The sequence below is a fragment of the Burkholderia sp. BCC1972 genome, assembly GCF_905339605.1.
Lineage (GTDB): Bacteria > Pseudomonadota > Gammaproteobacteria > Burkholderiales > Burkholderiaceae > Burkholderia.
This window is the reverse complement of the sequence record NZ_CAJPGH010000024.1, coordinates 82,555-101,186: the sequence shown is the minus strand read 5'-3', so window position 1 is coordinate 101,186 and position 18,632 is coordinate 82,555. Positions and strand designations below refer to the sequence as shown.

Annotated in this window: 17 protein-coding genes and 4 tRNA genes; 16 read left to right on the top strand and 5 right to left on the bottom strand. The window is 66.3% G+C overall.

From position 1 onward, the window contains the following. The first annotated feature begins 2 nt into the window (after positions 1-2). The 10 genes from U5798_RS28210 to nagZ all read left to right on the top strand — a co-directional run bounded on the left by U5798_RS28210 (position 3) and on the right by nagZ (position 10,056). Positions 3-1,505 (top strand): DegQ family serine endoprotease, encoded by a 1,503-nt coding sequence (locus U5798_RS28210; RefSeq protein WP_322083860.1) that lies wholly within the window; start codon positions 3-5, stop codon positions 1,503-1,505. Between the two features lie 7 nt (positions 1,506-1,512). Beyond that, positions 1,513-1,749: a glutaredoxin family protein gene (locus tag U5798_RS28205; RefSeq protein WP_124456017.1), complete on the top strand. Its 237-nt coding sequence runs from the start codon at positions 1,513-1,515 to the stop codon at positions 1,747-1,749. 185 nt (positions 1,750-1,934) lie between these two features. After that, entirely contained in the window at positions 1,935-3,728 is a 1,794-nt protein-coding gene (gene lepA, locus U5798_RS28200; RefSeq protein ID WP_124456016.1) for a translation elongation factor 4, read from the top strand. A 16-nt stretch (positions 3,729-3,744) separates the two neighbouring features. Next, complete coding sequence (lepB, locus tag U5798_RS28195; protein WP_124456015.1) at positions 3,745-4,638, top strand: signal peptidase I; 894 nt, start codon at positions 3,745-3,747, stop codon at positions 4,636-4,638. 154 nt (positions 4,639-4,792) lie between these two features. Next, entirely contained in the window at positions 4,793-6,016 is a 1,224-nt protein-coding gene (gene rnc / locus U5798_RS28190; RefSeq protein ID WP_322083866.1) for a ribonuclease III, read from the top strand. A gap of 60 nt (positions 6,017-6,076) precedes the next feature. Further along, positions 6,077-6,976 carry a GTPase Era gene (era, locus tag U5798_RS28185; RefSeq protein WP_124456014.1) on the top strand — a complete coding sequence of 300 codons (900 nt, stop codon included), beginning with the start codon at positions 6,077-6,079 and terminating at the stop codon, positions 6,974-6,976. Then, positions 6,963-7,799: a DNA repair protein RecO gene (gene recO / locus U5798_RS28180; protein WP_124456013.1), complete on the top strand. Its 837-nt coding sequence runs from the start codon at positions 6,963-6,965 to the stop codon at positions 7,797-7,799. The genes era and recO overlap by 14 nt, the downstream gene beginning before the upstream one ends. After that, entirely contained in the window at positions 7,796-8,572 is a 777-nt protein-coding gene (gene pdxJ / locus U5798_RS28175; RefSeq protein ID WP_322083859.1) for a pyridoxine 5'-phosphate synthase, read from the top strand. Before recO ends, pdxJ begins: the two co-directional genes overlap by 4 nt. A 10-nt stretch (positions 8,573-8,582) precedes the next feature. Beyond that, the gene (acpS, locus tag U5798_RS28170) at positions 8,583-9,011 is read left to right on the top strand and encodes a holo-ACP synthase (RefSeq protein ID WP_021159685.1); all 429 of its coding nucleotides are present in this window, start codon (positions 8,583-8,585) and stop codon (positions 9,009-9,011) included. 16 nt (positions 9,012-9,027) lie between these two features. Then, on the top strand, positions 9,028-10,056 hold the full coding sequence (nagZ, locus tag U5798_RS28165; RefSeq protein ID WP_322083858.1) for a beta-N-acetylhexosaminidase: 1,029 nt from the start codon (positions 9,028-9,030) through the stop codon (positions 10,054-10,056). Positions 10,057-10,227: 171 nt separating this feature from the next. Here the strand turns inward: nagZ and U5798_RS28160 are convergent, their stop codons facing one another. From U5798_RS28160 to earP, 3 genes are all read right to left on the bottom strand, one after another. Further along, positions 10,228-11,613, bottom strand: coding sequence for a sigma-54-dependent transcriptional regulator (locus U5798_RS28160; RefSeq protein WP_124456010.1), 1,386 nt, complete (start codon positions 11,611-11,613; stop codon positions 10,228-10,230). A 269-nt stretch (positions 11,614-11,882) separates the two neighbouring features. Continuing rightward, positions 11,883-12,440 carry an elongation factor P gene (efp, locus tag U5798_RS28155; protein WP_124456009.1) on the bottom strand — a complete coding sequence of 186 codons (558 nt, stop codon included), beginning with the start codon at positions 12,438-12,440 and terminating at the stop codon, positions 11,883-11,885. A 128-nt stretch (positions 12,441-12,568) separates the two neighbouring features. After that, on the bottom strand, positions 12,569-13,762 hold the full coding sequence (gene earP / locus U5798_RS28150) for an elongation factor P maturation arginine rhamnosyltransferase EarP (protein WP_322083857.1): 1,194 nt from the start codon (positions 13,760-13,762) through the stop codon (positions 12,569-12,571). Between the two features lie 76 nt (positions 13,763-13,838). Between earP and uvrC the strand changes: the two genes are divergently transcribed. From uvrC to U5798_RS28120, 6 genes are all read left to right on the top strand, one after another. Next, positions 13,839-15,881 carry an excinuclease ABC subunit UvrC gene (uvrC, locus tag U5798_RS28145; protein WP_322083856.1) on the top strand — a complete coding sequence of 681 codons (2,043 nt, stop codon included), beginning with the start codon at positions 13,839-13,841 and terminating at the stop codon, positions 15,879-15,881. A 108-nt stretch (positions 15,882-15,989) separates the two neighbouring features. Beyond that, positions 15,990-16,577, top strand: coding sequence for a CDP-diacylglycerol--glycerol-3-phosphate 3-phosphatidyltransferase (pgsA, locus tag U5798_RS28140; protein WP_034186518.1), 588 nt, complete (start codon positions 15,990-15,992; stop codon positions 16,575-16,577). Between the two features lie 147 nt (positions 16,578-16,724). Next, a tRNA-Gly gene (locus U5798_RS28135) sits at positions 16,725-16,800 on the top strand. A 52-nt stretch (positions 16,801-16,852) separates the two neighbouring features. Next, positions 16,853-16,928: transfer RNA gene (locus tag U5798_RS28130), tRNA-Gly, on the top strand. A 51-nt stretch (positions 16,929-16,979) separates the two neighbouring features. After that, positions 16,980-17,055 (top strand) — tRNA-Gly (locus U5798_RS28125). 99 nt (positions 17,056-17,154) lie between these two features. After that, a tRNA-Cys gene (locus tag U5798_RS28120) sits at positions 17,155-17,228 on the top strand. Positions 17,229-17,315: 87 nt separating this feature from the next. Here the strand turns inward: U5798_RS28120 and U5798_RS28115 are convergent. Next, the gene (locus U5798_RS28115; protein ID WP_124456006.1) at positions 17,316-17,864 is read right to left on the bottom strand and encodes a GNAT family N-acetyltransferase; all 549 of its coding nucleotides are present in this window, start codon (positions 17,862-17,864) and stop codon (positions 17,316-17,318) included. A 46-nt stretch (positions 17,865-17,910) separates the two neighbouring features. Further along, positions 17,911-18,534 (bottom strand): helix-turn-helix domain-containing protein, encoded by a 624-nt coding sequence (locus U5798_RS28110; RefSeq protein WP_322083855.1) that lies wholly within the window; start codon positions 18,532-18,534, stop codon positions 17,911-17,913. Positions 18,535-18,632 lie beyond the last annotated feature (98 nt).

The following is an 18,632-nucleotide window of genomic DNA, read 5'->3' as shown; positions in this document are numbered from 1 at the left end:
ACATGATGAAACTCACGCTGCGCAAATGGCTCGCGGCGGCGGCGTTGTCTGCCTGCCTGCCGCTCGTGCCGCATACCGCGTTCGCAGTGACGGCTCCCGCCGCCAGCCTGCCCGATTTCGCCGACCTCGTCGAAAAGGTCGGACCGGCCGTCGTGAACATCCGGACCACCGCCAACGTGCCGACGAGCAGCGGCCCGCGCGGCATGCTCCCGCCGGGGTTCGACAACGGCGACATGTCGGAATTCTTCCGGCGCTTCTTCGGCATTCCGCTGCCGCAGGCGCCCGGCAACGGCGGCGGCAACGGCAGTAACCCGAAGAACGCGCCGGCGCCGGACAATCCGCCCGACACCGAGCAGAACCGCGGCGTGGGCTCGGGCTTCATCGTGTCGGCCGACGGCTACGTGATGACCAATGCGCACGTCGTCGACGATGCGGACACCATCTACGTGACGCTGACCGACAAGCGCGAATTCAAGGCGAAGCTGATCGGCGTCGACGATCGCACGGACGTCGCGGTCGTCAAGATCCAGGCATCGAACCTGCCGGTCGTCGCGGTCGGCGATTCGAACAAGGTGCGCGTCGGCGAGTGGGTCGTCGCGATCGGTTCGCCGTTCGGCCTCGACAACACGGTGACGGCCGGCATCGTCAGCTCGAAGAGCCGCAACACGGGCGACTACCTGCCGTTCATCCAGACCGACGTCGCCGTGAACCCCGGCAACTCGGGCGGCCCGCTGATCAACATGCAGGGCGAGGTGATCGGCATCAACTCGCAGATCTACAGCCGTACCGGCGGCTTCATGGGCATCTCGTTCGCGATTCCGATCGACGAGGCGATGCGCGTGGCCGACCAGCTGAAGGCGACCGGCAAGGTCACGCGCGGCCGGATCGCGGTCGCGATCGGCGAGGTGACGAAGGACGTGGCCGATTCGATCGGGCTGCCGAAGGCCGAAGGCGCGCTCGTCAGCAGCGTCGAGCCGGGCGGGCCGGCCGACAAGGCGGGCATCCAGCCGGGCGACATTATCCTGAAGTTCAACGGCCGTTCGGTCGACGCGGCGTCGGACCTGCCGCGCATGGTCGGCGACACGAAGCCCGGCACGAAGGCGACGGTCAGCGTGTGGCGCAAGGGTCAGGCACGCGATCTGCCGATCACGATCGCCGAAACGCCGGCCGAATCGACGGCGAAGGCCGAGCAGCGCAAGAACACGCCGCAGAAGCCGCGCCAGACCAATTCGCTCGGCCTGACGGTCAGCGACCTGACGGCCGACCAGCTGAAGACGCTGAAGCTGAAGGGCGGCGTGCAGGTCGACGGCGTCGACGGTCCGGCCGCCCGTGCGGGCCTGCAGCGCGGCGACATCGTGCTGCGCGTCGGCGACACCGACATCACGAGCGCGAAGCAGTTCGCCGACGTGACGGCACAGCTCGATCCGCAGAAGGCGGTCGCGGTGCTCGTGCGGCGTGGCGACAACACGCAGTTCGTGCCCGTGCGGCCGCGCCAGCAGAAGTAACGCGCCGATGTTCACGCTCTACGGCCGCGGCTGGTGCCACCTGTGCGACGACATGCGCGACGCACTGGCGCCGGTGGCGGCCGAATTCGGCGTCGCGGTCGATTACGTCGACATCGATACCGATGCGGCGCTGGTCGCCCGTTACGACGAGGACGTGCCCGTGCTGATGCTGGACGGCGCGGAAGTGTGCCGCCACCGGTTCGACGACGCGCGGGTGCGCGACGCGCTGGCGGCGCGGCGCTGAGCCCGTCCAGCTGCCAGCCGGCGTCGCCTTGCGCGGGGCCGGCCCGGCGGGCCGTGGCGCGGCCCGGCGTCCGAAATACCGCCCGTCGTAAGCCTTTTCGGCTAAAATAAGCCGTTTTTTCACCGACTTACACAAGGCGTGCTCCGCAGTCGTCGAGCGCGCCTTTTTCGCTTGATCGGCACTGAATGGATCATATTCGCAATTTCTCGATCATCGCGCACATCGACCATGGCAAGTCGACACTCGCGGATCGCATCATCCAGGTATGCGGCGGCCTCGCCGACCGTGAAATGGAAGCGCAGGTGCTCGACTCGATGGATATCGAGCGCGAGCGCGGCATCACGATCAAGGCGCAGACGGCGGCATTGTCCTATCGCGCGCGCGACGGCAAGGTCTACAACCTGAACCTGATCGACACGCCGGGGCACGTCGACTTCTCGTACGAAGTCAGCCGTTCGCTGTCCGCGTGCGAAGGCGCGCTGCTGGTGGTCGATGCCAGCCAGGGCGTCGAGGCGCAGACGGTCGCGAACTGCTACACGGCGATCGAGCTCGGCGTCGAGGTCGTGCCCGTGCTGAACAAGATCGACCTGCCGGCCGCGAACCCCGAGAACGCGATCGAGGAGATCGAGGACGTGATCGGCATCGACGCGACCGACGCGACGCGCTGCAGCGCGAAGACGGGGCTCGGCGTCGAAGACGTGCTCGAGTCGCTGATCGCGAAGGTGCCGCCGCCGAAGGGCGATCCGGCCGCGCCGCTGCAGGCGCTGATCATCGATTCGTGGTTCGACAACTACGTCGGCGTCGTGATGCTCGTGCGTATCGTCAACGGCACGCTGCGTCCGAAGGACAAGATCAAGATGATGGCGACCGGCGCGCAGTATCCGGTCGAGCACGTCGGCGTGTTCACGCCGAAGTCGCGCAATCTCGACTCGCTGTCGGCCGGGCAGGTGGGCTTCATCATCGCCGGCATCAAGGAACTGACGGCCGCGAAGGTCGGCGACACCGTCACGCACGCGACCAAGGCCGCGGCCGAACCGCTGCCGGGCTTCAAGGAAGTGAAGCCGCAGGTGTTCGCGGGCCTGTATCCGGTCGAGGCGAACCAGTACGACGCGCTGCGCGAGTCGCTCGAGAAGCTGAAGCTGAACGACGCGTCGCTGCAGTACGAGCCGGAAGTGTCGCAGGCACTCGGCTTCGGTTTCCGCTGCGGCTTCCTCGGGCTGCTGCACATGGAAATCGTGCAGGAGCGGCTCGAGCGCGAGTTCGACATGGACCTCATCACGACCGCGCCGACGGTCGTCTACGAGGTCGTGCAGAGCGACGGCACGACGATCATGGTCGAGAACCCGGCGAAGATGCCGGAACCCGGCCGCATCGGCGAAGTCCGCGAGCCGATCGTCACCGTGAACCTGTACATGCCGCAGGACTACGTCGGCTCGGTGATCACGCTGTGCGAGCAGAAGCGCGGCTCGCAGATCAACATGCAGTATCACGGCCGCCAGGTGCAGCTCACGTACGAGATCCCGATGGCCGAGATCGTGCTCGACTTCTTCGATCGCCTGAAGTCGGTGTCGCGCGGCTATGCGTCGATGGACTACGAGTTCAAGGAATACCGTTCGTCGGACGTCGTGAAGGTCGACATGCTGATCAACGGCGACAAGGTCGATGCGCTGTCTATCATCGTGCACCGGTCGCAGTCGCAATACCGTGGCCGCGAGGTGGCCGCGAAGATGCGCGAGATCATCCCGCGCCAGATGTACGACGTGGCGATCCAGGCCGCGATCGGCGCGCACATCGTCGCACGCGAGAACATCAAGGCGCTGCGCAAGAACGTGCTCGCGAAGTGCTACGGCGGCGACATCACGCGGAAGAAGAAACTGCTCGAGAAGCAGAAAGAAGGCAAGAAACGGATGAAGCAGGTGGGTTCGGTCGAGATCCCGCAGGAAGCGTTCCTTGCGATCTTGCGCGTCGAAGACAAATAACAGGACTGTTCCTTTCATGAATTTTGCGCTGATTCTTTTTGTGCTCGTCATCGTGACGGGCGTAGCGTGGGTGCTGGACAAACTGGTGTTCCTGCCGCGGCGACGCAAGGCGGCCGACTCGGCGATCGAGGAGTTCGATCGCCAGCAGTCGCGCATCGACAAGCGTTTCGCGGATGAAAACGCGGTGCAGACGCGCTCGAAGCTGCGTGACGAAAAGCTGCGCCAGCCGTGGTGGCTCGAGTACACCGCGAGCTTCTTCCCGGTGATTCTCGCGGTGTTCGTCGTGCGCTCGTTCGTCGTCGAGCCGTTCAAGATTCCGTCGGGCTCGATGGTGCCGACGCTGCTCGTCGGCGACTTCATCCTCGTCAACAAGTTCGAATACGGGCTGCGCCTGCCGGTCACGAACACGAAGATCACGCAGGGCAGCCCGCTGTCGCGCGGCGACGTCGTCGTGTTCCGTTATCCGAAGGACGAGTCGGTCGACTACATCAAGCGCGTGATCGGCCTGCCGGGCGACACGGTTGCATACCAGGACAAGCAGCTCACGATCAACGGCCAGCCGGTGCCCGAAACGCCGCTGCCGGATTTCTTCGACGACGAGCGCCAGAATTACGCGAAGCAGTTCGAAGAAACGATCGGCAACAAGAAGAACGCGATCCTCAACAACCCGGCCGTGCCGCCGTTCGTGATGGGTGCCTACGACTATCCGTATCGCGACAATTGCACGTACAACAGCCGCGGCGTGATCTGCAAGGTGCCGCCCGGTCACTACTTCATGATGGGCGACAACCGCGACAACAGTGCGGACAGCCGCTACTGGGGTTTCGTGCCGGACCAGAACATCGTCGGCCGCGCGTTCTTCATCTGGATGAACTTCGGCGACCTGAAGCGCATCGGTTCCTTCAACTGATCGCAGTCGATTCGCACGCAATACGCGACGCACGGGCCGCGTCGCGTATTGCCGAACTACTTTAAGAACCGGCGGTAACACCGCCTCGTCACGCCTTTTCGTGTCCGGCCGTGCCGTTTCGGCCCGACCGGGCGCCCGCGTTATACTCCTGCACATGCCCTCATCCCAGTTGGAAAGCCGGCTGCGCTACGAATTTCGCAATGCGGAATTGTTGCGCCAGGCTTTGACCCATCGCAGTCACAGTGCCACGCACAACGAACGGCTCGAGTTTCTCGGCGATTCCGTTCTGAATTGCGCGGTGGCCGCCCTTTTGTTCCAGCGTTTCGGCAAGCTGGACGAAGGTGACCTGTCGCGCGTACGCGCCAACCTCGTCAAACAGCAGTCGCTGTACGAAATTGCTCAGGCCCTGAATATCTCGGACGGCCTGCGGCTGGGCGAGGGCGAGTTGCGCAGCGGCGGGTTCCGTCGCCCGTCGATCCTCGCGGACGCGTTCGAAGCCATCATCGGGGCCGTGTTCCTCGATGGCGGCTTCGAAGCCGCCCAAGGGGTCATCAAGCGCCTCTATATCCCGATTCTCGACCACATCGATCCGCGCACGCTCGGCAAGGATGCGAAGACGCTGCTGCAGGAGTACCTGCAGGGGCACAAGATCGCCCTGCCGACCTACACGGTCGTCGCGACGCATGGTGCAGCGCACAATCAGCAGTTCGAGGTCGAATGCACGGTGCCGAAGCTGGACGTGAAGGTCTCGGGTTCCGGCGCGAGCCGGCGCGCGGCCGAGCAGGCCGCCGCGAAGAAGGCGCTCGACGAGGTGATGGCCGCCGCGCCGATGCTGGCCGCGAAGCCGAAACGGTCGAAAAACGCGCGCGGGTCGAAGCATGTCGAACCTGAAATCGTGCCGGGCGTGAAGGGCGTGCAGGAAGCGCTCGATCTGCGCTCGCCCGAGCGGAAGGAACGCGCGGCTGCACGCGAGGCCAGGGCGGCCGCCGGTGCGGCGCCCGCGGCAACCGCTGCGACCGGCGCCGAGCCGGCCGTCGCGCCGATGGCCGCGATTCGCGCGGCGCATGTCGAGACGGCTGCCGACAAGGGCGAACGGGCGGCGAAGCCGGCGCCCGACAAGGCAGCTGACAAGCCGGCCGAGCGGTCCGACAAGGCCGCGGAAAAGCCCGTCGAGGCCACGCCGCGTGTAACCGACAAGCCGGCCGGCCAGGCCGCCGATCCGGCATCCTCGTCCGCCGACAAGTCTTCCGCCGGATCCGACCCCGCTGCGCGCCCGACCGCGCGGGCGCGCGACGCCGCGGCACCGGACGCCGAGACGCCGCCGGGCGGCGCGAGCCTCGCTGCCGCGCAGGCGCGCGTGGCCGATGCCGACCACTGAATTGCCCAGCGATCGTGCCGCGCGCCGCGCGGCCGTTTCCGAACCTGTCTCCCAAACGATATGAACACTCCCGCTCCTACCGGTTTCCGTTGCGGCATGATCGCGATCGTGGGCCGCCCGAACGTCGGCAAGTCGACGTTGATGAACGCACTCGTCGGCCAGAAGATCAGCATCACGTCGCGCAAGGCGCAGACGACGCGCCACCGCATCACCGGCATCAACACGTTCGACGACGCGCAATTCGTGTTCGTCGACACGCCGGGCTTCCAGACCCGTCACAGCACCGCGCTGAACCGTTCGCTGAACCGCGCGGTCACGTCGACGCTGACGTCGGTCGACGTGATCCTGTTCGTGATCGAGGCCGGCCGCTTCGGGCCCGACGACCAGAAGGTGCTCGACCTGATCCCGCCCGGCATGCCGACGCTGCTGATCACGAACAAGATCGACCGTGTGGCCGACAAGGCCACGCTGTATCCGTTCATGCAGAAAATGAACGCGCTGCGCGAATTCGCCGAGCTCGTGCCGCTGTCGGCGCAGCAGCCGGACGACATCAAGCGCCTGCTCGAGACGATCAAGCCGTACCTGCCGGAAGGCGCGCCGATCTACGGCGAGGACGAGCTGACCGACCGCAGCTCGCGCTTCCTCGCGGCTGAAATCCTGCGCGAGAAAGTGTTCCGCTGGACCGGCGACGAGCTGCCGTACACGAGCACCGTCGTGATCGACAAGTTCGAGGAGGAAGGGCGGCTGAAGCGCATCTTCGCGACGATCCTCGTCGAACGCGATTCGCACAAGGCGATGGTGATCGGCAAGAAGGGCGAGAAGCTCAAGCAGATCAGCACCGAGGCGCGGATGGACATGGAAAAGCTGTTCGACGGCCCCGTGTACCTCGAGACCTTCGTGAAGGTGAGGAGCGGCTGGGCCGACAACGAGGCCGGACTGCGCGCCTATGGGTACGAATGACGCGCTGACGTCGACTGAAGACGCGGTGACGGCCGGCGCGAACGACGCGCCGCTGCCGGCGCCGCCCGAACCGCCGCGCAAGGCGCGGCGCGCGACGTCTCGCACGTCCGATTTCCGCGTCGCCGAGCAGCCGGCGTTCGTGCTGCACAGCTATCCGTATCGCGAAACGAGCCTGATCGTCGACGTGCTGACGCGCGATCACGGCCGGCTCGCGCTCGTCGCGAAGGGTGCGAAGCGCCCGCACTCCGCGCTGCGCGGCGTGCTGCAGACGTTCCAGCCGTTGCTGCTGTCGTGGTCCGGCAAATCCGAAGTGCGCACGCTCACGGGCGCCGAGTGGGTCGGCGGCATGCTGCCGCTCGGCGGCGACGGGTTGCTGTGCGGTTTCTACGCGAACGAGCTGCTCGTGAAATTCTGCGCGCGCGAGGATCCCCAGCCGCCGCTGTTCAATCACTATGTGCTGACGCTCACGCGCCTCGCGCACGGCGAACCGGCGGTGCAGGTGCTGCGCTCGTTCGAGCGCGTGCTGTTGCGCGAGACCGGCTATGCGATGGCGCTGAACCGCACGGTCGCGCGCCGCGCGGTCGAGCCCGACCGCCGCTACGTGTTCGATCCCGAGCGCGGCGTGCGCAATGCGGACGACGACGTGCCGTCGCACTGGCCGGTGATCGCCGGACAGACGTTGCTCGACATGGAGCAGGACGATTACCATCGAGCCCAGACGGTCGCGCAAAGCAAGACGCTGATGCGCTTCCTGCTGAACACCTATCTCGGCGGTACGCCGCTTGCCACGCGTCAGATCCTGATCGACCTGCAAAACCTATGAGCTTCTTCCTGACAACGCCCACCGCCATCGACCTCGGCGTGAACATCGACCACGTCGCGACGCTGCGCAATGTGCGCGGCACGACCTATCCCGATCCGATCCGTGCGGCGCTCGCCGCCGAAGAGGCCGGTGCGGATGCGATCACGCTGCACCTGCGCGAGGATCGTCGCCACATCGTCGACGCGGACGTGCGCGAGCTGCGCCCGCTGCTGAAGACGCGCATGAACCTCGAATGCGCAGTGACGGCCGAGATGCTCGACATCGCATGCGAGGTGCGTCCGCACGACGCGTGCCTCGTGCCGGAGAAGCGCGAGGAACTGACGACCGAAGGCGGTCTCGACGTCGCCGGCCACTTCGAGTCCGTGCGTGCGGCGTGCAAGCAGCTGGCCGACGTCGGCGTGCGCGTGTCGCTGTTCATCGATCCGGACGAGACGCAGATCCGCGCCGCGCACGAAGCAGGCGCGCCGGTGATCGAGCTGCACACGGGCCGCTACGCCGAAGCGCACGACGAAGCCGAACAGCAGCGCGAGTACGAGCGCATCGTCGCGGGCGTGCAGGCCGGTGCGCAGCTTGGCCTGAAGGTCAATGCGGGGCACGGGCTGCATTACACGAACGTGCAGCAGATCGCCGCGATCGACGGCATCGTCGAGCTGAACATCGGCCACGCGATCGTCGCGCACGCGATCTTCGCGGGCTGGGACAACGCGGTGCGCGAGATGAAGGCGATCATGGTCGCCGCCCGCGTCGCCGCGCTGCACGGCGCCGCGCGCTGAAGGTACCGGCATGGCGATCTACGGCATCGGCACCGACATCGCCCAGGTGAGCCGCGTCGCGGCCGTGCTCGAACGCACGGGCGGCCGGTTTGCCGAGAAAGTGCTGGGCCCCGACGAACTGCGCGTGTTCCATGCGCGCCGCGCCCGCTCCGAGGCGCGCGGCATCGCGTTTCTCGCGACGCGCTTTTCCGCGAAGGAAGCGTTCTCGAAGGCGATCGGGCTCGGCATGCACTGGCCGATGACGTGGCGCGCACTGCAGACGCTCAACCACCCGAGCGGCGAGCCGTATGTGGTCGCGTCGGGCGAGCTGGCCGACTGGCTGGCCGCGCGCGGCATCACGGCGCGCGTGACGGTCAGCGACGAACGCGACTACGCGGTGTCGTTCGTGATCGCCGAGACGGACGCCGCACCCGCACCTGTTTCCCGAACCTCCTCCTGACGGATTTTCCGATTCGATGAAAACGACTCCCGGCCCGGTCATGCTCGACGTCGTCGGCACGGCCCTGTCGCGCGACGATGCGCGGCGCCTTGCGCATCCGAATACCGGCGGCGTGATCCTGTTCGCGCGGCACTTCCAGAATCGCGCGCAGCTGACCGCGCTGACCGACTCGATCCGCGCGGTGCGCGAAGACATCCTGATCGCCGTCGATCATGAAGGCGGGCGCGTGCAGCGGTTCCGCACGGACGGCTTCACGGTGCTGCCCGCGATGCGCCGCCTCGGCGAGCTGTGGGATCGCGACGTGCTGCTCGCGACGAAAGTCGCGACCGCCGTCGGCTATATCCTGGCGGCCGAATTGCGCGCCTGCGGGATCGACATGAGCTTCACGCCCGTGCTCGACCTCGACTACGGGCACTCGAAGGTGATCGGCGATCGCGCGTTCCATCGCGATGCGCGCGTCGTCACGCTGCTCGCGAAGAGCCTGAACCACGGGCTGTCGCTCGCCGGCATGGCGAACTGCGGCAAGCATTTCCCGGGGCATGGTTTCGCGGAAGCCGATTCGCACGTCGCGCTGCCGACCGACGACCGCACGCTCGACGCGATCCTCAAGCAGGACGTCGCGCCGTACGACTGGCTCGGCCTGTCGCTGTCCGCGGTGATTCCCGCGCACGTGATCTATACGCAGGTCGACAAGCGGCCGGCCGGATTCTCGCGCGTGTGGCTGCAGGACATCCTGCGCGGCAAGCTCGGCTTCGCGGGTGCGATCTTCAGCGACGACCTGTCGATGGAGGCCGCCCGCGAAGGCGGCACGCTCACGCAGGCAGCCGATGCGGCACTCGCCGCCGGTTGCGACATGGTGCTCGTCTGCAACCAGCCGGAGGCGGCCGAGGTCGTACTGAACGGGCTGAAGGCGCAGCAGTCGGCCGAGTCGGCGCGGCGCATCAAGCGGATGCGTGCACGCGGCAAGGCGCTCAAGTGGGACAAGCTGATCGCGCAGCCCGAGTATCTGCAGGCGCAGGCGCTGCTGAAAAGCGCACTGGCGTAAGCGGGTAGGGCATGGCGCGGTGCGCGTCGTACCGCGCACCAAAACAAGAAGCCGCGCGATTGCGCGGCTTTTTCATGGGTTGCGACAGCGGCGAAGCGGACAGTCGGCGCGTTGGGTCATTACGCAACTAACGGTCAAACCCGACCAGTGCCCGCATTCACGGGCGCCCGCTCAGTTCACCTTCATCCGCTGCAGCTTGTTGTACAGCGTCTTCGGGCTGATGCCGAGCAGCGTGGCCGCACGGTGACGCGTGCCGCCGACCGCGTCGAGCGTTGCACGGATCAGCAGGTCCTCGACGTCGGACAGCGGCGTGCCGACCTTGATCTGCACGCTGCTGCCGTTCAGCGCAGCGCCGGCGGAGAAGCTCGGCTCGCCTGCGCGCAGCGTCTCGATGAAATCGCCGGACGCGTCGTACGCGAAGCGCACGCGCTCCTGCAGTTCGCGCACGTTGCCGGGCCATTCGTAGGACAGGCATTCGCGCACGAAGCCCGGCGCCGCGCGCTTGTCGGTCGTGCTGCGGCCGGTGGCGCGCGCTTCGCGGTTCAGTTCGTCGATCTGCGCGTCCGCGATCGCGAGCGCGTCGCCGTCGCGCTCGCGCAGCGGCGGCATCGTGATCGACGCCGCATCGAGGCGCAACCACAGATCCTCGCGCAGCGTGCCGTTCGCGACCGCTTCGCGCGCCGGGCGGCGCGTCGTTGCGATCAGCCGGAAATCGCTCGTGATCGAGCTCGTGCCGCCGATCCGCATGAAGTTCTGTGAATCGAGCGCGTGCAGCAGTGCTTCCTGCAACACGAGCGGCAGCGCGGTGATCTCGTCGAGGAACAGCGTGCCGCCGCCGGCCTGTTCGAACAGGCCCGATTCGCGGCGCTCGGCGCCGTCGAATGCGCCGCGCTCGTGGCCGAACAGCACGCTGTCGAGCGACGCGCCGTGCCGGCCGGCCTGCGCGATTGTCCGGCAATCGAACGACACGAACGGCCCCTTGCGGCGCCGGCTCAGGTCGTGCAGCGTGCGCGCAGCCAGCTTCTTGCCGGTCCCGGCTTCGCCGGAGAACAGCACGGCGGTTTCGGTGCGCGCGTTGTGCTCGATCATGTCGTACACGTGCTGCATCGCGTCGCTGCGGCCGACCAGTGCGCCGAAGCGGCCGAGATGGCGCAGCGACGCGCGCAGCGACTGCACTTCGTCGATCAGTTCGTACGGGCGCGGGATCCGCGCGAGCAGGCTGCGCAGGCGCGGGATGTTGATCGGCTTCAGCAGGTAGTCCCAGATGCCGTGACGCAGGCCCTCGATGGCGCTCTCGACCGTTGCGTTGCCCGTCAGCACGATGACGGGCAACGAGCCGTTCGGCTGTTGCTGCGGCAGGTGCTGGAGCAGGTCGAAGCCGCTGCCGTCCGGCAGGTTCAGGTCGACGAGGACGACATCGGGAATCGAGCGGCCAAGCGCCGTGCGCGCTTCGGCGAGCGACGTGGCCGTGTCGACCGAGAAGCCGTCTGCGGCAAGCAGCGCGGTGAGGCCGGAGAGACTGTTGGGATCGTCTTCGACAATCAGGGCGTGTGGCATGGTGGACGCGAGTCGAGTCAAGAGAGGCGGGCTGTCGGCCTTCGGAGCCGCAGCCGCATGTCAGATTAAAAACTGATTTTATGCCCCGCCGAACGCGGAACGCTCATTATTTCTCCGGCGCTATAAAACAGTTACCGATGATACAAATTGAATATCTTTACCGGTGGATTTTGTGCTTCTTATGCGGCTCGATCCCAGCCCGCTGTTGGCGCCAGACAAACAAAAAGCGCCCCGAAGGGCGCTTTGTTCGATGCGGGTATCGCTGACGATTACGCGCGGCTGCGGTATTCGTTCGTACGCGTATCGATTTCGATCTTGTCGCCGGTGTTGCAGAACAGCGGCACTTGCAGTTCGAAGCCCGTTGCGAGCTTGGCGTTCTTCAGCACCTTGCCCGACGACGTGTCGCCCTTGACGGCCGGTTCCGTGTAGGTGATTTCGCGAACGAGGACCGTCGGCAGTTCGACCGAGATCGCCTTCTCGTTGTAGAACACGACTTCGCAAGCCATGCCGTCTTCGAGGTAGTTCAGCGCTTCGCCCATCATTTCGGCTTCGACTTCGAACTGGTTGTAGTCGGCGTCCATGAACACGTACATCGGATCGGCGAAGTACGAGTACGTCACTTCTTTGCGGTCGAGCACGACGACGTCGAACTTGTCGTCGGCCTTGTAGACCGATTCCTGACCTGCGTTCGTCAGCAGGTTCTTCATCTTCATCTTGACGACGGCGGAGTTACGGCCCGACTTGTTGTATTCGGCCTTGGCGATGACCCAGGCATCGTTGCCGATCTGCACGACGTTGCCTACGCGGAGTTCCTGTGCGGTTTTCATAAAAAACTGTCCTGATCAAATCAAATAAATAGGTGCCTGAGCGTTGCACAACGGCTGACGGCGCAAGCAGACGCGTTCCGTTGGGCGCCAAAAGCGAGCGCTTGCGTGGTCGGCCGTCGGATAACCGCTTATTTTAACTGAGATTTTGCGTATTCCGCCAGCTTTCCGGCGAGATCGCCGACGGCCGCGAGCGCATCGGCCCAGCGGGCCGCATTCGCGTCCAGTGCGGCGCGGTGTTGCCAGAAATCGGCCCAGTCGGGCGTGCCGGCGCCGTTCCACGCATGCCAGAACCGCTCGAGCGCGGCGCGCGGCGCGTCGGCGAGGCCGGCCGACAGGTGTGCGAGCGCGGCATCGAGCTTCGGCAGGTGCACGTCGTCGGCCTGCGGGTAGATGTGCCATACGAACGGCTTGCGCGCCCACTGCGCGCGGACGAACGAATCCTCGCCGCGCACGAAATTGATGTCGGCCGCCCACAGCAGTGGATCGTAGTCGGCCTGCGGGACGAATGCGAGCCCGTGGGCGACCAGATTGCCGGCGCGCGCGTGGGTGCCCGCCGCGAACGACTCGACCCCGAAAAAGCGCGCGACGGCCGGCGACAGGCGGCCGGCCGGCACGAGCGCGACGACCGGCGACGGGCCGTCGCGCCATTGCGCGAGCAGCGCGTCGACGGCCGGGTTCTCGTACGCGAACAGGCTGACGACCGTCGTGCCGGGCGCCGGCGGCGCGCCGCCGGTCGCGCGCTGCCACCACGCGGCGCGCGCCGCGGTGTCGGTATCGAAGGCCGTCCGGCGCGCGTCGAGGTCGTGCTCCTTCGGCACGCCGCCCGTGCCGGCCGACAGGCCCGGGAAAAAGAACGTCTTCAGCAGCGGGTAGCGCGGATGGGGCGACGGCCGCAGGTGGAAATCGGCGACCCAGTCCTCGGCGCTCAGGTATTCGAGGTTGATCCATACGGGGCGGCGCTCGCGGCGCGCCATCGCCGCGAGATACGCGCCGGGCAGCTCGCACGCGAACGCCTCGATCACGACATCGGCGATCTCCAGCGCGTCGCCGACTTCCGCATGCCAGTGCTCGATCACGATCGTGTCGACCGTCTGCCGCCCGGCGTCGGGGTCGACCGCCGGCAGCAGGCGGGCGAACGTGCGCAGGTCGTCGACGAACAGTCGAACCTGCCAGCCGTGCTCGTGTGCGAGCTGGCGCGCGACGCGCCAGCACACGCCGATGTCGCCGAAATTGTCGATGACGGTGCAGAAGAGGTCGCAGGCGATCGGTTCGCCCGGCGCGAGCGGCGCGGTGGAGAGTGGGGCAGCGGTGGTGCGTGGCATCGAAGCGGGCCGGTGAATGCTCTAAACTGGCGATTCTAATGGACCCGTTCCGCGTTACAAGGCGCCCGGATCACGCATGACAGCCCCAGAAGCCTCCGATACCCCGTTCGAACCGAAGAAGATCCTCGCGCAGTTGCCGCACATGCCCGGTGTCTATCGTTATTACGATGCGGCGGGTGCCGTGCTGTATGTCGGCAAGGCGCGCGACCTGAAGAAGCGCGTATCGAGCTATTTCACGAAGACCCAGCTGTCGCCGCGCATCGCGATGATGGTCACGCGCATCGCGCGCATCGAGACGACCGTCACGCGCTCGGAAGCCGAGGCGCTGCTGCTCGAGAACAACCTGATCAAGGCGCTCGCGCCGCGCTACAACATCCTGTTTCGCGACGACAAGTCGTACCCGTACCTGAAGCTCACCGCGCACCGCTTTCCGCGGATGGCCTACTACCGCGGGTCGGTCGACAAGCAGAACCAGTATTTCGGGCCGTTCCCGAGCGCGTGGGCCGTGCGCGAGAGCATCCAGATCCTGCAGCGCGTGTTCCAGTTGCGGACCTGCGAGGATTCGGTCTTCAACAACCGCACGCGGCCGTGCCTGCTGCACCAGATCGGGCGCTGCACGGCGCCGTGCGTCGGCGCGATCTCCGCCGAGGATTACGCGGTCGACGTGTCGAACGCCGCGCGGTTCCTGCTCGGCCGGCAGTCCGAAGTGATGAAGGAGCTCGAGCAGAAGATGCACGCATTCGCGGCCGAGCTGAAATTCGAGCAGGCGGCGGCCGTGCGCAACCAGATGAGTTCGCTCGCGACGGTGCTGCACCAGCAGGCGATCGAGGTCGGCAGCGACAGCGACGTCGACATTCTCGCCGTCGTCGCGCAGGGCGGGCGCGTGTGCGTGAATCTCGCGATGGTGCGCGGCGGCCGGCATCTCGGCGACAAGGCGTATTTCCCGACGCACGTCGAAAGTGCGCTGACGCTGGCCGAAGGCGGTCTGGGCGACGAGGCCGAAGCGTCGGAAGCGGCCGATGCAACCGGCGTGACTGTCGCGGCGGTGCCCGACCAGCCTGCGGAAGAAGCCGGCAGCGCGCGAGGCGGCGCGGCGGCGTCGGTCGAGGCCGAGGTGCTCGACGCGTTCATCGCGCAGCACTATCTCGGCAACCGCGTGCCGTCGGTGCTCGTCGTCAGCCATGCGCCCGCGAGCCGCGACCTGCTCGAACTGCTGTCGGAGCAGGCCGGCCACAAGGTGTCGCTGGTGCGGCAGCCGCAGGGGCAGCGGCGTGCGTGGCTGTCGATGGCCGAACAGAATGCGCAGATCGCGCTCATGCGGCTGCTGTCCGAACAGGGCTCGCAGCAGGCGCGTACGCGCGCGCTGGCGGAAACGCTCGGCTACGACTGCGACGACCTCGCGACGCTGCGGATCGAGTGCTTCGACATCAGCCATACGATGGGCGAGGCGACGCAGGCGTCGTGCGTCGTCTACCACCATCACAAGATGCAGTCGGGCGAGTACCGCCGCTACAACATCACGGGCATCACGCCGGGCGACGACTACGCGGCGATGCGGCAGGTGCTCACGCGCCGCTACGAGAAGATGGTCGAGCAGGCCGCGCAGGCGGCCGCGGTGGACGAAGCGGCCGGTATCGACGGCGAGTCGACGCGCCAGGCCGAGGCGTCGAGCCTGTTGCCGAACATCGTGCTGATCGACGGCGGCAAGGGTCAGGTCGAAATCGCGCGCCAGGTGTTCACCGAGCTGGGGCTCGACACGTCGATGCTGGTCGGCGTCGCGAAAGGCGAGGGGCGCAAGGTCGGCCTCGAGACGCTCGTGTTCGCGGACGGCCGCGCGCCGCTCGAACTCGGCAAGGAAAGCGCCGCGCTGATGCTCGTCGCGCAGATCCGCGACGAGGCGCACCGCTTCGCGATCACCGGCATGCGGGCGAAGCGGGCGAAGGCGCGCCAGACGTCGCGGCTCGAGGAGCTCGAAGGCGTGGGCGCGAAGCGCCGGCAGCGGCTGCTCGCGCGGTTCGGCGGATTGCGCGGCGTGGTGGCCGCGAGCGTCGAGGAGCTCGCGAGCGTCGAAGGCATCTCGCACGCACTCGCCGAACAGATCTACAGGCAGCTTCACTGAGCTTCACTGACATGGCCGTGCGGCCAGCTGCCGTGAGCGCTTTGTCGCGTTCTTGTGGCAGGCCGGTCGACACGGCACAATTGCGAATCCTTTACTGTCCCGCATGCCATGCCGTTCAATTTCCCGATTTTCCTGACGTGGGTACGGATCGTGCTGATTCCGCTCGTCGTCGGCGTGTTCTATCTGCCGGACACGGTGATGGGCGGCGCGCACCGCAATCTCGCGGCGGCGGCGATCTTCATCCTCGCGGCGCTGACCGACTGGTTCGACGGCTATCTCGCACGCAAGTGGAACCAGACGTCGTCGTTCGGCGCCTTTCTCGATCCGGTGGCGGACAAGCTGATGGTGACGGCCGCGCTGCTGATCCTCGTGCAGATTTCGCGGGTCGACGCGGCAATCGCGCTCGTGATCGTCGGTCGCGAGATCGCGATTTCGGCGCTGCGTGAGTGGATGGCGCAGATCGGCGCGTCGAAGAGCGTCGCGGTGAACCAGCTCGGCAAGTTCAAGACCGCGTGCCAGATGGTCGCGATCCCGATGTTGCTGTTCTACGGGCCGCTGCCGCTCGGCGTCGTGACGATCGACACGCGCGTGTGGGGCGAGTGGCTGATGTATCTCGCGGCGGTGCTGACGATCTGGTCGATGCTGTACTACATGAAGCTCGCATGGCCGCAGATTCGTGAGCGCGGCGGTGCGTGAGGGAGGGCGTCTCGCGATCGGTCGACGCAGTTTTTGTAAAAAGGGCTGGAAAAGCCCTTGACACACGAATGTGCCTTCGACATAATCTCGCTTCTCCGCTGCACGACGAAGTAAGTGTGTGACGGGGAAGCAGTGGCGCAGCAATACGCGGGAGTAGCTCAGTTGGTAGAGCGCAACCTTGCCAAGGTTGAGGTCGCGAGTTCGAGACTCGTCTCCCGCTCCAGATTTTTCTGGCAGCGTGTTGGTCGGCAAAGCGCTGCAGATGCAGGACACATGCGGGAGTAGCTCAGTTGGTAGAGCGCAACCTTGCCAAGGTTGAGGTCGCGAGTTCGAGACTCGTCTCCCGCTCCAGATTTTTCTGGCAGCGTGTTGGTCGGCGAAGCGCTGCAGATGCAGGACAATGCGGGAGTAGCTCAGTTGGTAGAGCGCAACCTTGCCAAGGTTGAGGTCGCGAGTTCGAGACTCGTCTCCCGCTCCAAGTAATGGGGAAGCCAAGCTTCCCTTTTTATTTGATGGACCTCCCGTCCTCGAATAAGAATCTGTCGCTTGCCTCACGGCATCCGGACAGTCCGCTTTTGGCGCGATAGCAAAGCGGTTATGCAGCGGCCTGCAAAGCCGTTTAGGCCGGTTCGACTCCGGCTCGCGCCTCCAGAAAAAGCCCCGCTTCGGCGGGGCTTTTCTTTTTTCAGCGTTGCTTTGCGGCCGCCGTGCATCGCGCATGCGACGGCCTCCGGTCGATCAGCCATCCACCGGCTGCGCCGGCGTCTCGAGCTTCAACTGATAGAACGCCGCATCGAGCCAGCGGCCGAACTTGAATCCCGCCTCCGTGATCGTGCCCGCGTGCACGAATCCCAGTTTCGTATGCAGTGCGATGCTCCCGGCATTGGTCGCGTCGATGCAGCCGACCAGCACGTGCACCTGCGCGTCGCGCGCACGCCGGACGACTTCGCGCAGCAGCAGCTCGCCGAGCCCGCGACCGCGCTGGTCGCTGCGCACATAGACGCTGTGTTCGACCGTGTACTTGAACGCGGGGAACGCGCGGAACGTGCCCCAGCTCGCGAAACCGAGCAGCGTGCCCGCTTCGTCGACGGCGCCGACGACCGGAAACCCGCCCGCGCGCTTCGTCGCGAACCACGTGACCATTGCTTCCGGCGGACGCGGCCGGTAGTCGTACAGCGCGGTCGAGTTCGCGATCGCGTCGTTCAGGATCGCGAGGATGGCCGCTGCGTGCTCGGCCTCGCTGCAATCGATCAGGCGCACGTCGTCGTGCTGTTTCGGGGAATTCATACGGGTTCCTGGTGATGTTGAACGGGGCATGCGCACGACGCGTGCATTACGCGCTCCGCACGCCGGCAGCGGCGGACGCATCGCAGATCACGACGACATAGCGTGCGGGATGCGGTGACGGATTGCTGAAGATCAGCGGCTGGTCGAGCCGCATGGCCAGGCAGTCGCCTTCGTGAAGTTCGTGAAGCGCATCGCCGAACGTGACGTCGACGCGGCCGCTGACGACCCACACCTGCTGATGCAGCGCGCTTTCGCGCCCACCGCTGTCGTACGCGACGCGCGCGCCGGGCGGGAAATCGACTTCGACGAGCTGGATCGGCGACGGCCAGCCGGCCGGGGAGAGGTTGCGCCGCACATAGCCGGACGCCGGATCGCGCCACTCGGCCTGCTGCGCACGCCGGGACAGCGGCTGCACGGGTGTGTCGGCCTGGTCGCCGCCGAACAGTCCGGCCAGCGACACGCCAAGGCCGGCCGCGAGCTTGTCGAGCACGACGGCCGTCGGGCTGGCCGATGCACGTTCGATGAGCGAGATCATCGAACGGCTGACGCCGGAGCGCGCGGCCAGCGCATCGAGCGTGTAGCCTCGAACGGTGCGCAGGTCGCGCACGCGCCGCGCGATGCGCTCGTTGATACCGGTGTCGTCGGCCGCGGTGATCGTTAATTCTTTCATGATGGATTTATTTTCCAGCAAACTGGAATTCGATGTCAACGGCATTCGAGGCGGCTGGCCGAAGGGGGGAGGCGGGACGCGGACGGCTTGCCCGACCG

Excerpts from the sequence above, each read along its gene's own strand:
- U5798_RS28110 (WP_322083855.1), bottom strand. The coding sequence starts at position 18,534 with ATGAAAGAATTAACGATCACCGCGGCCGACGACACCGGTATCAACGAG.
- earP (WP_322083857.1), bottom strand. The coding sequence starts at position 13,762 with ATGCCACGCACCACCGCTGCCCCACTCTCCACCGCGCCGCTCGCGCCG.
- recO (WP_124456013.1), top strand. The coding sequence starts at position 6,963 with ATGGGTACGAATGACGCGCTGACGTCGACTGAAGACGCGGTGACGGCC.
- rnc (WP_322083866.1), top strand. The coding sequence starts at position 4,793 with ATGCCCTCATCCCAGTTGGAAAGCCGGCTGCGCTACGAATTTCGCAAT.
- U5798_RS28115 (WP_124456006.1), bottom strand. The coding sequence starts at position 17,864 with ATGAATTCCCCGAAACAGCACGACGACGTGCGCCTGATCGATTGCAGC.
- pdxJ (WP_322083859.1), top strand. The coding sequence starts at position 7,796 with ATGAGCTTCTTCCTGACAACGCCCACCGCCATCGACCTCGGCGTGAAC.
- lepB (WP_124456015.1), top strand. The coding sequence starts at position 3,745 with ATGAATTTTGCGCTGATTCTTTTTGTGCTCGTCATCGTGACGGGCGTA.
- U5798_RS28205 (WP_124456017.1), top strand. The coding sequence starts at position 1,513 with ATGTTCACGCTCTACGGCCGCGGCTGGTGCCACCTGTGCGACGACATG.
- pgsA (WP_034186518.1), top strand. The coding sequence starts at position 15,990 with ATGCCGTTCAATTTCCCGATTTTCCTGACGTGGGTACGGATCGTGCTG.
- U5798_RS28210 (WP_322083860.1), top strand. The coding sequence starts at position 3 with ATGATGAAACTCACGCTGCGCAAATGGCTCGCGGCGGCGGCGTTGTCT.
- lepA (WP_124456016.1), top strand. The coding sequence starts at position 1,935 with ATGGATCATATTCGCAATTTCTCGATCATCGCGCACATCGACCATGGC.
- U5798_RS28160 (WP_124456010.1), bottom strand. The coding sequence starts at position 11,613 with ATGCCACACGCCCTGATTGTCGAAGACGATCCCAACAGTCTCTCCGGC.
- acpS (WP_021159685.1), top strand. The coding sequence starts at position 8,583 with ATGGCGATCTACGGCATCGGCACCGACATCGCCCAGGTGAGCCGCGTC.
- nagZ (WP_322083858.1), top strand. The coding sequence starts at position 9,028 with ATGAAAACGACTCCCGGCCCGGTCATGCTCGACGTCGTCGGCACGGCC.
- era (WP_124456014.1), top strand. The coding sequence starts at position 6,077 with ATGAACACTCCCGCTCCTACCGGTTTCCGTTGCGGCATGATCGCGATC.
- efp (WP_124456009.1), bottom strand. The coding sequence starts at position 12,440 with ATGAAAACCGCACAGGAACTCCGCGTAGGCAACGTCGTGCAGATCGGC.
- uvrC (WP_322083856.1), top strand. The coding sequence starts at position 13,839 with ATGACAGCCCCAGAAGCCTCCGATACCCCGTTCGAACCGAAGAAGATC.